Source organism: Rhodovibrio sodomensis (assembly GCF_016583645.1).
Classification (GTDB): Bacteria; Pseudomonadota; Alphaproteobacteria; order Kiloniellales; family Rhodovibrionaceae; genus Rhodovibrio; species Rhodovibrio sodomensis.
On sequence record NZ_NRRL01000117.1, the window covers coordinates 1 to 13,593 of the forward strand.

A 13,593-nucleotide genomic window follows, 5' to 3' on the forward strand; every position below is an offset into this window, starting at 1 on the left:
TCTCCCTTGCCGTTGGTCAGGTTGTTCTACCCAACCGTAACGGAGACACCCGATGGCCGCCGCCGGCCGCCCGCGCTACGCGTTACTTGGCGCTCCGCGCGGGCGGCCGGCGGCTACTCTGACACCATTCGCTGGAACGCGGGCCCTGCTGCCGCGGCCGGACACGGGCGCGCCTGCCCCAACAAGGACGCGGCCAGCGCGCCACGGGCGGCCGCCGGCTATGGCGCCGCCCTGGCCGGCCCGCCCTCTGGCCGGCCCGTCATGGGCCGATTGAACCGTGTCCGGTTCACACCAGCCGCAGCGCGACCGGCCGGCCGTGACCGGCGAACGCCAGGACCGTCCGGCTGCGGCGGATCGGCAGGTTCTCGTAACACCGGCCGGCGTAGACCCGCGCCATCGCGGCCTCGCGGGTCGCCGGGCTGGCGAACGCCGGATCCGGCCGCGGCCAGTCGTCCTCGTCCGCGTCGAGTGCCGCCGACGCCGGCGCGGCCGCGCGCACGCGGCAAACGGTCCAGGTGCGCGGCCCCAGCCACAGGTCCGCGCCGTCGATCGACCGCACCAGACCGCCGTTGAAGCAGCGCTGTGTCGCCGCGCGCCAGACACCGCCGTGATCCGCACCCTCCAGCGTGAACAGCATGCCGGCCGGCAGGTCGGGCCGGCCCAGCGGCCGGCAATGGATTTCGTAAGTCTGCATGTGCCTGTCTCCCCGCGCGTCAGCGGCCCCGCCAGGAGCCCGGCCCGGAATGGGCCGATGCCAGAATGCGCGCGGCACGCGGATTTGGCACTTGTGCATGAGCGCTACCCCGTTCGTTCGCGCTGCCGGTACGCCCGGCGCCCTGGACCGGCGGGGCCGCTTCAGCCCGCCTGCCAGCGGGCGAAAATGGCGCTGACCAGGGTCCGGCCGACCTGATCGCGCACCCCCATCTCGCCGCTCTCCAGCACGCCGGCACGGGTATCCAGCGCCTCCGCCAGACCGTGGTGCAGCGAGGTGCTGGACATCCGGATGGCGTAAACGGTGGCGACCAGGAACAAGGCATCCGCGCTCAACACCCGGGTCGCCAGATGGAGCAGCTCCGGCAGCCCTTCGTAGAGCTGCCAGACCTCCCCCTTGGTGCCGCGGCCGTACTTCGGCGGATCGAGCAGCACCCCGTCGTAGGTGCGCCCGCGCTTGACCTCGCGCTTCAGGAACTTGACCGCGTCGTCGGCGATCCAGCGGATCGGGGCGTCCGCCAGGCCGGCCCGCGCCTGGTTCTGGTTGGCCCAGGTGATCGCTTTCTTGGACGCGTCCAGATGGGTCACCTCCGCGCCGGCGCGCGCGGCGATCAGGCTTGCGATGCCGGTATAGGCGAACAGGTTCAGGATCCGGACCGGCCGGCCCGCCGCGGTGCGTGCTTCGATCAGCGGGCGGAACCAGTCCCATTGCGCGGCCTGTTCGACGAACACCCCCAGATGCCGGAACGGCGTGAACCGCGCCTCGAAGGTCACGTCGGCGTAGGTCATCGGCCAGGCTTGCGCCGGCGACCCGTTGAACCCCCAGCGGCTGGCGCTGTCGTCGGTGCCCTCGAACCAGGCGTCCGCCGCCTGCCAGATCTCGTCGGCGAGCGCCGGCTGCCAGATCGCCTGGGGCTCCGGACGGATCACCGTCTGCTCGGCATAGCGCTCCAGCTTGCGTCCCTGGCCGGAGTCCAGCAGGGCATAGTCGTCCCAGCCGTCGGCCGTCGTCAGCAACGGCAGCCGGTGGGTCAGGTTGACCCCGCTCACCGCGCGCCTCCGGTCCGCCGCCGGTCCTGGTTCAGCAGCTCGTACAGCATGACCGAGGCCGCGATCGACACGTTCAGCGAGTCCGCCCGGCCGCGCATCGGGATCAGCACCACCTCGTCGCAGCCGGCCTCGTAGTCGGCCGGCAGGCCGGATTGCTCGTTGCCCATGAACACGAAGGTCGGGCGCGGGTAGCTGATCTGCTGATAGTCGCGGCTGGCCGTCAGCGAGGTGCCGACCAGCAGCCCGCCTTGGCTGGCGCGCCAGGCCTGGAAGGTCGGGAAGTCGGTGTGCACCAGGCGCTGGCAGAACAGCGAGCCCATCGACGCGCGCACCCCTTCGATCGAATAGGGGTCGCAGCACTGGTCGAGCAGGATCGCCCCCGACCCGCCGACCGCATCCAGCGTGCGCAGGATCGTCCCCAGGTTGCCCGGATCGCGGATGCCTTCCAGCACCGCCCAGCAGAGATCGCCGGAAGCGTCGACGTCGGCCAGCCGTTCCCAGCGCTGCGGAAAGACGCCGACCGCGCCCTGCGGGTTGTCCTTGCGGGCGATCTTGGCGAGGACGGGCGCGCTCACCTCCAGCACCTGGCCGCCGTGCGCCAAGGTATGCTCGACCAGCCGCGCGCCCACCCGGTGTTGGCGCATCTCCGGCAGCACCACCAGCGTCTCGATCGCGTGCCCCTGGTCGACCGCTTCGGCCAGGATGCGCAAGCCCTCCGCGATGAACCGTCCCTTGGCCTCGCGGTACTTCTTCTGGTGCAGCGCGCGGATCGCCTTCACCAGGGCGTTGCCCGGGCTGGTGATCCGTTTGATCGCGGCGTCTTGGGCGGTCGGCTGGGCGGGCATGACGGCCGCATTCCTTTCGCGAAAGCGGGAAAGCGTCAAGCCGCCTCTGCGCGCCGCGTTTCCGCGGCCTTGTCACGGCCGGCCAGGGCCGACAGGTTGCGGCGCAGTTTCGCAATCCGAGCGAGGAGGCTCCTTACCCCATGCGCGCCCAGACCCTGACCGCCTTCGGCGGCACCGATGTCTTCAAGCTGGCCGAGGTCGCGGATCCGCCGCGGCCCGGGCCGGGCGCGGTGCTGATCAAGCTGGCCGCGGCCAGCGTGAACCCGGTCGACACCAAGCTGCGCGCCGGCGGCCGGGACATCGCGCCGGCCTCGCCGACCGTGCTCGGCTGCGACGGCGCCGGCACGGTGGCGGCGGTCGGCGACGGGGTCGGCCGGTTCAAGGAAGGCGACGCGGTGTTCGGGTGCATGGGCGGCGTGAAGGGTCACGGCGGCACCTACGCCGAGTACATCCTGGCCGACCAGCGCCTGATCGCGCCCAAGCCCGGCAACCTCGACATGCGCGAGGCGGCCGCTTTGCCGCTGGTGACGATCACCGCGGCCGAGGCGCTGCAGCGCAGCCAGGTCGCCGGCGATTCCACGCTGCTGATCCGCGGCGGTACCGGCGGCGTCGGCCACATCGGCGTGCAGCTCGCCAAGGCGCGCGGGGCCCATGTGGTCGCCACCGTGTCGAGCGCGGAGAAGGCGGAGCTGGCCCAGCGCCTGGGCGCCGACGCCGCGCCGAACTACCACGAGCTCTCGACCGAGCAGATCGTCGACCGGCACACCGGCGGCGCCGGCTTCGACGCGGTGTTCGACGCCACCGGCCGCGACGACCTGCCGGGCGCGTTCGCGTTCGCCCGGGTCAACGGGCAGATCGCGGCGATCGTGACCGCTTTCACCAGCGACCTGTCGCAGATGCACGGCAAGGGCCTGTCGCTGCACGCCGTGTTCATGCTGCTGCCGATGCTGACCGGCCAGGGCAAGGAAGCCCACACCGAAATCCTGGAAAACGCCCGCGACCTCGCAGAATCCGGCCGCCTGCGCCCGCACCTGGACGCCGAACGCTTCACGCTCGACACCTTGCCGCAGGCCCACGACCGCCTGGAAAGCGGCCAGGCGATCGGCAAGGTGGTCATCGATATCGACGTATGAGCGGCGGGCTACGTGCCCCTGTCCGCCACCCCTTATTCCCTAAACTGTTCCCTCTCCTCCACTGGGAGGAGAGGGCTAGGGAGAGGAGGTAGCCTGCGGCATGAGCGACTGCGGCAACCTCCTCCCCTAACCCCTCCTCCCACGGGAGGAGGGGAATCAGTTTTGTGGGGAGGAGACATCCCCTACCCGTCACGCGGAATCAGCTCCGTCGCCTGGGGCGACAGCAGGGCCAGGATTTCCAGGCATTCGCGGAAGGTCGCGCGGTCCGGCGGGTCGGTCGCGAGCAGGGTGAGGGCGGTTTTGAACAGGCCGTGGCCGACCGCCTCGACCTGGCCGTTCTCGGTCATCCGGCGCTTCTCCTCGGCGAGGTCGTCGAGGTAGCCGCGGCGTTCGGCGAGCGGCTGGGCCAGGAAGCCGTCGAGACTGCTGTAGCGTTCCTGGAAAGCGGTGACCGCGCTCTTCACGCCGTAGCCGGCGGACAGTTGGGTCAGGATATCGCTTTCCGCGACCTCCTGCACCGCGGCACGGAACCGGTCGACGAAGTCGCGCCGGCTGTCGGCGGCCGGATCCGGCGAATCCCTGGGTGGATCGCCGCCGCGCAGGCGGTTGAGCAGACGGGCCAGCATTCAGACGAGGTCGCGCCGGCTGGCATCGACCGCCGGATGGGCGTGGCGGGCCAGCAGCTCGGCCTGACGCTGCTCGACGACATCCCGGTCGAAATCCTCGATCATGGCGTTGAACATGTTGTGCCAGTTGACCCGTGCATCCAGCCGCAGGGCAAGCGCGCCCAGGCCGACGCTGGCACGGTCCATGAACACGAACTCGCTGGGCAGTTCGATGCCGCCCGCCTCGGACAGCTTCTTGCGCACTTCGGACAGGCGGGTGCGCCCCTCGGAGACGTGCTCGCGGTCGCCGATCGGACGGTCGCTGTCGTCCAGCAGCGGGGCGTAGACGAAGCGCGCCCACTCGTTCAAGACCTCCATCAGGCCGTGCGTCAGTTCGCCGAAGCCCCAGCAGCGGTAGGCGTAGGCGGCCTTTTCCCGGTCGTCGTCGCGCAGCGCCTCGTAAAGCCGGATCACGCCTTCCACGAAGGTCGCCGGGAACACCCGCACGCAGCCGAAGTCCAGCAGGTTGACCGAGTTGTCGTCGCGGATCGTATAATTGCCGAAATGCGGATCGCCGTGGATCACCGCGTAGTCGTAGAGCGGGCGGTACCACAGGTTGAACACGTTGACGGCGATCTCGTTGCGGGTCCGTAGGTCGTAGGCGTCCAGGTCGAACGCCGCCGAGATCGGTTCGCCGCGCAGCCATTCCGCCGTCAGCAGCCGGTCGGTCGACAGCTCCGCGACCGGTGCGGGCACGTGCACGGTGGTCTCGCCCGACAGGATCTCGCGGTACATCGCCATGCGCTTGTACTCGAGGGTGTAGTCCAACTCCTCCAGGATCCGTGCCTTCAGCTCGTCGACGATGCGGCCGGTACGGATCGAGCCCTCGTAGCGCTCGAACATCGCCATCATCCAGCCGGCCTGCTTGAGGTCGGACTCCACCGTCTCGTACATACTCGGGTACTGCAGCTTGCAGGCGACGTCCCGGCCGTCGTGCAGCTGGGCGCGGTGCACCTGGCCGAGCGAGGCGGCGGCGGCCGGCTCCAGCTCGAACCCGGCGAACTGCTTGCGCCAACCCGGCCCCAACTCGTTGGCCATCCGGCGCTTGACGAACGGCCGGCCCATCGGCGGCGCGTTGGACTGCAGCTCGGACAGTTCGCGGGCATACTCCGGCGGCAGCAGCTCCGGGATCGAGGCCAGCAGCTGGGCGAACTTGACCATCGGGCCGCGCAGACTGCCCAGCGCCTCCTTCAGCGCCTGGGCCTGGCGGTCGCGGTCGCCGGTGAAGCCGATCGAGGAACGCAGACTGTTCCAGATCAGCGAGCCGGCCGTGGTGCCGATCTTCAGATTCCGGCGGGTGCCGGTGAGCGTCTCTTCAGAGGTGATGTCGCTCATCTACGGTCCCTTGTCCCGTGATACCCAGCGCTCCCGCATCCGCCCGCGGGCGCACGGTCGTGCACGGTCGATACGCTGGCGCGGCACGTTTGGATTGCCAAGGATCACGCTACGCGCCGCCTCCCCGACCTGCCAAGCGAGGCCGGCCGGCCACCGACGCGGCCGCCGCTACCGGTTATCCAGGTGGCGCAGGTAGGCGACCAGGTCCACCCGGTCCTGCGCGCGCCCCAGACCATCGTAGCGCTTGCGCTGCTCCGGGAACATCGCCCGCGGATCGCTCAGGTATCGGGCCAGCCGGTCGGCCGTCCAGACGCCCTCCGCCTGCTCCAGCGCCCGGGAATAGCGGCGGTAGCCCTCGGCAGTCCCGATCTCCCGGCCGAGCACGCCGTGCAGACTGGGGCCGACCTGGTGCGAGCCGGGCTCGGCATCGTGACAGGGCTGGCACGCCTCCAGGAAGATCGCCCGGCCGCGTTCGGGGTCGCCCGCGTCCTGCGCCCCGGCCGGCCACGGCATGACCAGACCGGCGGCCAGCGCGGCGCCGGCGGCTGCCCGTTTGGGGTGTCGGCGGGTGTGTGAGCGCATGCGGCCCAGCCTGCGCGCCCCACGCCTCCGCCGCAAGCGCCGTCGGGTACGGCAGCTAGTCGCGCGGGACCACGCCCGGGAAGCGGGCGCGCACGTCCTCGGGATCGATCAGGAACCGCAGGCCGGCGCGGTCGTCCTCCTGCCAGACGATCTCCGCCGGCACCGAGCCGGAGGCGCGCACGCTGAGCGTCACCCGGGCGCCGGGGGTGACCATGCTCAGGAGGTCGGGATCGCGGCCCATCATGCTGGCGTTCATCATCAACTTCGCCCCGCCGGCCGAAATATCCACCACCGTGCAGGTCAGCTCGCCGTCGATGCCGTCGGCGGTCAGGGTCGCGCCCCACAACACGCGCGACCGCCGGTGCTGCCGCCGGTCGTCTTCGCGCACGGGTTGACCCGCCTTCGGCTCTTGTTCGTTGTGCACGCGCTTGCTCCCGACCCGTCACTGGTGCCGACGCCAAGCGCCGGCAGTCTGGGCCGGCAGTTTGGGCCGGCGGTCGTAAGCAGGCCGTTAACGCACGCCCGCAACGCATGCCCGCTGGGGCCGGCGTTTACGCCGCGCTAACCCTCCGGGACGGACACTCCCGGCGGCCCCCTTTCGACCGACTGGACACACGCCATGAAACGCCTGAGCGACAAGCTCATCGCCGCCCACGAACAGGCCTGCGCGCAGGGCAAGGCGGAGGTCGCCCGGCATTTGCTGCAGGCCCTGGAAATCGAGCTGTCGGCGATCGGCGGCCGCGAGGAGACCCGCGACGTCGACGCCGCCGTCACGGCGGCGTTCCAGCGCCAGCAGGCGCTGACCTCCCCCAGCTGACCGGCCCGAGCTGACCGGCCGCCTGCCCCGGATCCGGTTGATCCGGGCGGAATCGGGACCTTTCGGCGTCGGTGACGCGTTTAGTGGGTTGGCGACCGTGCCAGCCTGCGCCACAGTTAGAGGCGTTAGCGGGCGTGTGGACGGGGGCGGCGCAACGCAGCATTCAAGCGGCGGCATCCCGTGATCCAGGGGTGATCCGCCGCGCGGACGACGCGGCCGGCGCCGGCGAGACCGCCGGCCGCGCGGTCAGTGAAGGAGCGCAGGACCGATGACGGAACAGCCGCATACCGAACGTCTGATCGAGCACGTCGAACTGGTGCGCAGCCGCGGCGACCCGGCGCAGATGAAGCTGTGCGTGATGTCGCTGGTGGCCCGCCTCGCCGGCGAAGCGCACGGCGATCAGCCGATCTGCGCCTCCCCGGTGATCGCGGCGTTCGCCCGCGCGGTCAACGACGCGATGGACCGGCAAACACGCCAGCGCCTGCGGCCCTTCGCGCCGCGCATGGTCGGCACCGCCGACCGGCTCGACGGCGCGCGGCAGGCGCGCCTGCACACCGCCCTGATCGAGACGCTGCTGCCGGCGATCGTGACCGACCTGCAGGCCGGCGCGCGCAGCCACGACCAGGCCCAGGCAGCCGAGCTCGCGGCGGCGCTGGCCGGCCAGCTGGCGCACGCGGAGGCGGACGAGCAGTTGCGCATCGTTCAGGACCCGCACTGGGACCGGGCGGCGCTGATCTGGCCGCTGCGCAACGCGCTCGCCGCGCGGCGCGACGGCGACGGCGTGCAGCAGGCGGAATCGGTCGCCCGCGTCCTGATCGCCGCGGTCTCCTGCCTGGCGCGGCCGAGCCGGCGGGCCTGGTACTGGGATCAGGCGGTCGCGATGCTTGACCAGCTGTGCGACGTCGCCGACGCGCCGACCGCGGCGCCCGCCGTGGAAGCCGCCCGCCCGGCCGAGATGGCGTAGCGCCAGCCGCCGGTCCGCCCGGATCGCGGGACGGCAGCCGGCCGCGGACGACGGGCGCCGCGGCCGGCTCGCCAGCTTGCGCGCTTTACGTTACGGTTCGACCGAGATCGCACGGAACCCGCGCCGGCCGATGCGCCATCGGTCCGTGCCGCCCGTTCGCTTGTCCGCGACCACACGCAAAGAAGGGTTGAGACCGTCATGGCCCCGCGACTTCCGACCACCGCCGCGCCGGGAGCGGCGACCACCACCCCGGTGCGCCGGCAGGGCGACGACCAGCGCCTGTGCGACATCCGCACGCCGGTCCACAAGGGCTGGGAGAGCAAGCGCCTGCACGGCTGGAAAGACCGGAACGTGTTCGTCGGCCACGCGACCCGTCCGGTTCAGGACGAATCCCTGATGGGCCCTGAGATCAGCTGGTGCGAATGGCACTGCGCGGGGCAGTGGGACGTCTGCTACGGCACCGACGTGCCGGGGACCGGGCGCGAGATGTACTTCAGCTTCTCGGATCCCACGGACGCGGACGCGTTCGAAGCCTGGCGCGCCAAGCGCCGAAGCGAGCGCGAGGACCGGCAGGAGGGAGCCTGATGACAGACGGCGCGCACCCGCAGCTGCAGCCGGTTCTGGACCACCTCGAGGCCGAGTTCGACAACGCGCTGGCCCGCTGGCAGGCGTTCCTGCGGATCCCCAGCGTCTCGACCGACCCCGCCTACAACGACAAGACCCGGGAGGCCGGCCAATGGCTGGTCGACCAGCTGCGCGAGATCGGTTTCACCGCGGATTTGCGCGACACGCCGGGCCACCCGATGGTGGTCGCCCATCATCCGGGCCCCGGCCGCGGCGCGCCGCACCTGCTGTACTACGGCCACTACGACGTGCAGCCGCCCGACCCGGTCGAGCTGTGGGACAGCGGTCCGTTCGAGCCGCGGATCGTCGACGGCCCGCGCGGCCGGCGCATGGTGGCGCGCGGCGCGGTCGACGATAAGGGCCAGCTGATGACCTTCGTCGAGGCGTTCCGCGCCTGGCAGGCGGTGCACGGCACCCTGCCGGTGGCGGTCACCGCCTTCTTCGAGGGCGAGGAGGAGACCGGCAGCCCGTCGCTGCTGCCGTTCCTGAAGCAGCATGCCGAGGAGTTGCAGGCCGACGTCGCGGTGGTCTCCGATACCGGCAGCTGGGACGTCGATACCCCGGCGATCACCACCCAGCTGCGCGGCATGCTGTACACCGAGGTCACGGTCACCGGCCCCAGCCACGACCTGCACTCGGGCATCTACGGCGGGGTCGCGCCCAACCCGGCGAACGCCCTGACCCGCGTGCTGGGCGATCTGCACGACGCCAACGGGCGGATCCAGGTTCCGGGCTTCTACGACGCGGTGGTCGACCCGGACGGCGAGACGCGCGCGCAATGGCGCGCGCTCGGCCTGGACGCCGAAGGCTTCCTGGGCGGGATCGGCGTGGCCGCCTCCAGCGGCGAGCAGGACCGGCCGTTCCTGGAGCGGCTGTGGTCGCGCCCGACCGCCGACATCAACGGCATCTGGGGCGGCTACACCGGGGCCGGCTCGAAGACCGTGATCCCGGCGCAGGCCTCGGCGAAGGTGAGCTTCCGCCTGGTCCCGGATCAGGACCCGGACGCGGTGCTGGCCGGATTCCGCACGTTCATCGCCGAGCGGCTGCACCCCGGCTGCAGCTTCGAACTGCACACCCACAACGGCAGCCCGGCGATCAGGGTGCCGACCGACAGCCCCTATCTGCAGGCCGCGCGCCAGGCGCTCGCCGATGCCTACGGCACGCAGCCGGTCAACATCGGCTGCGGCGGCTCGATCCCGGTGGTCGGCGAATTCAAGTCGGTCCTCGGCATCGACACGCTGCTGATGGGCTTCGGCCTGGAGGACGACCGGATGCACAGCCCGAACGAGAAGTTCGAGCTGGCCTGCTTCGACAACGGCATGAAGGCCCACGCCGCCCTGCTGGCCCGGATGCAGGCCATGGGCGCCAGGCGCGACGCGGCGGAATAACGGCCGGCGGTCAGCCGCCCGGCTGGCCGCCGTCGTCGTCCAGGTACTGCGTCTTGGGGGCGTACCGGTAGTTCGGGCCGGTGAGCGACCAGATCAGCGCGATCAGCCAGCCGACCACCGTCCAGCCGAGGGCGATGTTGACGCCCATGATGGCCATGGCCTTCGGGTGGCCGCGCCAGACCGCCAGCGACAGCGGCACGAAGTATAGTACGACGAGGAGAAGAAGCGTCCAGCCGCCCAGGTCCATGGCACCTTACCTCGGGCATCCGCCCGGCGTTTCAAGATCGGCCGTCACGTCGCACCTCCAGCTTTCAGGGCAAGAGGCTGCAAGATGGAATCGCGTCTCAGCCTCTTGCCCTTGCTTCCGGAAGTTAGAGCTACCGTCAGCCCGAAGGCCGTTTCGGCCTTGGCGCATCTTGCTCTCTCTTCAAGCAGTTAGAGCAAAATTGACGATGAAGGCCGACCCGACCTTCATCGATCTTGCTCTAGGTTGCGGCCGGTGAAGATCAGCCCGAACAGCAGCGACAGCGCCGCGCCGATGGCAACCGTCGTGCCCAGCTGCGCCAGCATCGGGAATTCCGCCCCGCCCAGGATCGCGAACACGGCCGTCGAGGTGACCGCGCAGATCGCCACCGACCGGCGGGCGTCCCGGCCGTGGGTGTCGCCGTCGTCCGGCTTGGCGGCGTCGCGCGGGCGTTCGGACTCCGCCGCCTCGCGCAGGAAGATCGCGTAGTCCAGGCCCAGACCCGCAACCACCATCAGCCCCAGCAGGTGGAACACCGTCAGCGAGGTGCCCAGCAGCACCAGCACGCCGGCGGTCGTCAGGACGGACACCACCACCGCCCCGCTGACCAGCATCACCGGGCGCGCCCGGCGCAGCCCGACCAACAGCGCGAGCGCGGCCAGAACGCCGCCGAGCGCGATCCACGTCAGGGTCTCCGTGCGGTAGTCGCGCAGCAGCGCTTCCGTCTCCGCCTTCAGGTCCAGCAGGCGCACGCCCGGCACGTCGGTGTCGGCGAGCGCTTGTTCCAGTTGGCCCGGATCGCGCAGACCGCGGATGAACGCGAAGCCGCGCGCGCCGTCGTCGGTGTCGACCAGCAGGTTGGCGACCCGGCTGCGCAGCGCCGGATGCTGCAGCTCGCCCGGCAGCACCGGCCCGGCCTGCTTGGCCGCGGTCAGATCCTCGACGAACGGCTGGAACGTGCCGGGCTCGAACGGCAGCCCGGCGGTCGCCTGCCCCAGCCGGTCCTGCAGCGCCGCCCGGCCCGGCAGTTCGGCCAGCCGCGCGGCCTGGCTGGCGCGGCTCGGCAGGTAGCGGGCGAGCGTGTCGAAGCCGGCCAGCACGCCCGCCTCGCGCAGCCGGCGCAGGGTCGGCAGAAGCGCCTCGCCGCGCTGCAGCACCGCCTGCGCGTCGGCGCCCTGGATCGCCACCAGGAAGCGCGGGTTGGTCGCGGCCAGGTCGGCGCGCAGGGCCCGGTCGGTTTGCTTGAGCTGCTCCGGCGTCGGCGACAGCGCACGCAGATCGGCCTCCCACAAGGCATCGCCCTTGAAGCTCATCAGCGCCAAGCAGCCCACCGCCAGCGCCAACGCCGGCCAGCGCAGCCGGGCGCTGGCATGGTGCAGCGGCCCCAGCCGGTCCCAGACGGCGCGCGGCTCCGGCAACTGGATCGGCTGCGCGGTCCAGGGCAGCAGGTAGCGCGTCACCAGCGCGGCCACGACCAGCGCGACCAGCGTGAACAGGCCCAGCTGCGCGACCCCGGGGAACGACGAGAAGACCAGCGGCACGAAGCCGATCGCCGTGGTCACCACCCCCAGCCGCAGCGCCGGCCAGATCCGGCGCGCGGTCGCCCACGGCCCGTGCGTCTTGCGCTGATGGGCGAACAGATGCAGCGGATAGTCGACCGTGACGCCGACCAGCGTCGCGCCGAAGCCGAGCGTGGTGACGTGCACCGCCCCGAACACCCCGGCGACGGCGGCGGCGCCGGCGGCGAAGCCGGCGATCAGCGGCACCGCGGCGGCGAGCACGACCGAGAGGCGGTAGAACGCCAGCAGCAGCACCACCGCCACCACCGGCAGCGACAGGGCGAGCAGCCGGGCGGTCTCGGCGTTCACCGCCGCCCGGCCCTTGACCGCGATCACCGGCGGGCCGGCGGTGGTCAGCTGGATCGGCCCGTGGTCCGCTTCCACGGCCGCTTCCGCGTCTTCCAGTGCGGCCACGACGGCGCGCTGCCGGGCGACGTCGAAGCCCTCGCGCTTGGACAGCGCGACCAGGACGGCGCGCTCGCCGTCCTGGCCGACCCAGACGCCGTTCACCTTGCGCGGACCGCCGCTGTCGCGCCACAGCTGCGCGACCTCGAGCGTGCGCAGCGTCGGGTCCTCGGCCATCAGGTCCTGGATCACCGGGGAGCCCAGGCCGCGCAGTTCCAGCAGCAGTTCCTTCAGTTCCCGGGACAGGCCGTCGGCGGTGTAGTGGTCCGGGTCGAGCGGCGGGTTCAGGCGGTAGCGGTACTTCCGGAACGGCTCGAGCGCGCCGGCGTCGAGCGAAAAGCTGCCGTTGATCACCTGGGTGTAATAGCCGGTGTCGCTCAGCGCGGCCTTGTAGGCGCGCGACAGCTCGGCCAGCCGCGCCGGCGTGCGCGCGTCCGGGTCCTCCGGCGCGACCGCGATCAGCACCGTGCGCCCGGCCGGGCCGGCACGCAGCGCCTGGTTCATGATCGACAGGTCCTGGCTCTGCTGGTCGGGGAGCAGCACGGTCAGGTCGGCGCGCAGCGGCAGCAGCGCGAAAATGCCCGCGCTCGCTGCCAGCAGCAGCGCGGCCAGCCCACCGGCCCTGACGAACGCCTCGACGCCTGCGCGCACCCTGTCCTAGACCCCGGGCCGCAGATACAGCACCCGGCGGCCGCCGTCGCGCAGGCGCACGTCGATCTTCTCGACCTGGCAGGGCGTGGTGGTGTCCGAACCGACGAGGCCGGGCGCGCCCTGCCCGTCGATCAGGATCCGCGACAGGGTGTAGCCGGCGTCGTCGGCCTTGGGCGCCAGGCGCATGTCCCAAGCACCGGGCGCGTCGGCCTTGGGGTCGGCCGACAGCGCGACCTCGAAGCGCTCGGTCAGCGCCGCCGCGTCGCCCTTCAGCAGCGCGCGCACCGCGGCGAACGACGCCTGCAGGCCGGGCCGCTGGCTGAGGTCGAAGGTGGCGACCTCGTTGCCGTCGGCGTCGAACACGCTCATCCGGTCGCCCACGATGACCGCGCGTTCGCGCCGCGGCTCCTCGACGATCTTCTCCAGGCGCCCCGGCGGCTCGTAGATCAGCCGCCCGCGGCTCTCCAGCATCTCGTCGACGCTGGTGATCAGCCGCTCCTCGCGGAACGCCACCTCGACGCGCCCGTCCTTGGCGAGGCAGGCCGTCAGCCGGTCCAGCCGCGGCGCGGCGCCGGCGTCCTGCGCCAGCGCCGCCGGGGTCAGCGGCAGCGTGGCCAGCA

The 13,593-nt window shown here is 71.7% G+C and carries 15 protein-coding genes; 5 read left to right on the top strand and 10 right to left on the bottom strand.

What is annotated here, in order from left to right:
• Positions 1-286: 286 nt before the first annotated feature.
• From CKO28_RS22985 to CKO28_RS22995, 3 genes are all read right to left on the bottom strand, one after another.
• Positions 287-694, bottom strand: coding sequence for a hypothetical protein (locus CKO28_RS22985; RefSeq protein WP_200343234.1), 408 nt, complete (start codon positions 692-694; stop codon positions 287-289).
• A 161-nt stretch (positions 695-855) separates the two neighbouring features.
• Positions 856-1,761, bottom strand: a complete 906-nt coding sequence (locus CKO28_RS22990) for a class I SAM-dependent methyltransferase (RefSeq protein ID WP_200343235.1) — start codon at positions 1,759-1,761, stop codon at positions 856-858.
• Positions 1,758-2,606, bottom strand: coding sequence for a TrmH family RNA methyltransferase (locus CKO28_RS22995; RefSeq protein WP_200343236.1), 849 nt, complete (start codon positions 2,604-2,606; stop codon positions 1,758-1,760). The genes CKO28_RS22990 and CKO28_RS22995 overlap by 4 nt, the downstream gene beginning before the upstream one ends.
• 140 nt (positions 2,607-2,746) lie before the next feature.
• Between CKO28_RS22995 and CKO28_RS23000 the strand changes: the two genes are divergently transcribed.
• Positions 2,747-3,739, top strand: coding sequence for a zinc-binding dehydrogenase (locus CKO28_RS23000; RefSeq protein WP_200343237.1), 993 nt, complete (start codon positions 2,747-2,749; stop codon positions 3,737-3,739).
• A gap of 182 nt (positions 3,740-3,921) precedes the next feature.
• Here the strand turns inward: CKO28_RS23000 and CKO28_RS23005 are convergent, their stop codons facing one another.
• From CKO28_RS23005 to CKO28_RS23020, 4 genes are all read right to left on the bottom strand, one after another.
• Positions 3,922-4,365 (bottom strand): hypothetical protein, encoded by a 444-nt coding sequence (locus CKO28_RS23005; RefSeq protein ID WP_200343238.1) that lies wholly within the window; start codon positions 4,363-4,365, stop codon positions 3,922-3,924.
• On the bottom strand, positions 4,366-5,739 hold the full coding sequence (locus CKO28_RS23010) for an ABC1 kinase family protein (protein WP_207168910.1): 1,374 nt from the start codon (positions 5,737-5,739) through the stop codon (positions 4,366-4,368).
• Between the two features lie 168 nt (positions 5,740-5,907).
• A complete protein-coding gene (locus CKO28_RS23015) occupies positions 5,908-6,321 on the bottom strand; it encodes a c-type cytochrome (protein WP_200343239.1) in 414 nt (137 codons plus the stop codon).
• Between the two features lie 55 nt (positions 6,322-6,376).
• Entirely contained in the window at positions 6,377-6,745 is a 369-nt protein-coding gene (locus CKO28_RS23020) for a PilZ domain-containing protein (RefSeq protein WP_200343240.1), read from the bottom strand.
• A 195-nt stretch (positions 6,746-6,940) separates the two neighbouring features.
• Between CKO28_RS23020 and CKO28_RS23025 the strand changes: the two genes are divergently transcribed.
• The 4 genes from CKO28_RS23025 to CKO28_RS23040 all read left to right on the top strand — a co-directional run bounded on the left by CKO28_RS23025 (position 6,941) and on the right by CKO28_RS23040 (position 10,114).
• Complete coding sequence (locus CKO28_RS23025) at positions 6,941-7,138, top strand: hypothetical protein (RefSeq protein ID WP_200343241.1); 198 nt, start codon at positions 6,941-6,943, stop codon at positions 7,136-7,138.
• Positions 7,139-7,406: 268 nt separating this feature from the next.
• On the top strand, positions 7,407-8,102 hold the full coding sequence (locus tag CKO28_RS23030) for a hypothetical protein (protein WP_200343242.1): 696 nt from the start codon (positions 7,407-7,409) through the stop codon (positions 8,100-8,102).
• A gap of 198 nt (positions 8,103-8,300) precedes the next feature.
• Positions 8,301-8,687, top strand: coding sequence for a hypothetical protein (locus tag CKO28_RS23035; RefSeq protein WP_200343243.1), 387 nt, complete (start codon positions 8,301-8,303; stop codon positions 8,685-8,687).
• On the top strand, positions 8,687-10,114 hold the full coding sequence (locus tag CKO28_RS23040; protein WP_200343244.1) for a dipeptidase: 1,428 nt from the start codon (positions 8,687-8,689) through the stop codon (positions 10,112-10,114). The genes CKO28_RS23035 and CKO28_RS23040 overlap by 1 nt, the downstream gene beginning before the upstream one ends.
• A 10-nt stretch (positions 10,115-10,124) precedes the next feature.
• Here the strand turns inward: CKO28_RS23040 and CKO28_RS23045 are convergent, their stop codons facing one another.
• The 3 genes from CKO28_RS23045 to CKO28_RS23055 form a co-directional block, all read right to left on the bottom strand.
• The gene (locus CKO28_RS23045) at positions 10,125-10,361 is read right to left on the bottom strand and encodes a superinfection immunity protein (RefSeq protein WP_200343245.1); all 237 of its coding nucleotides are present in this window, start codon (positions 10,359-10,361) and stop codon (positions 10,125-10,127) included.
• Between the two features lie 224 nt (positions 10,362-10,585).
• Positions 10,586-12,973, bottom strand: coding sequence for an MMPL family transporter (locus CKO28_RS23050; RefSeq protein WP_200343246.1), 2,388 nt, complete (start codon positions 12,971-12,973; stop codon positions 10,586-10,588).
• 6 nt (positions 12,974-12,979) lie between these two features.
• The coding region (locus CKO28_RS23055) for a LolA family protein (protein ID WP_200343247.1) at positions 12,980-13,593 on the bottom strand (614 nt) is incomplete at its 5' end.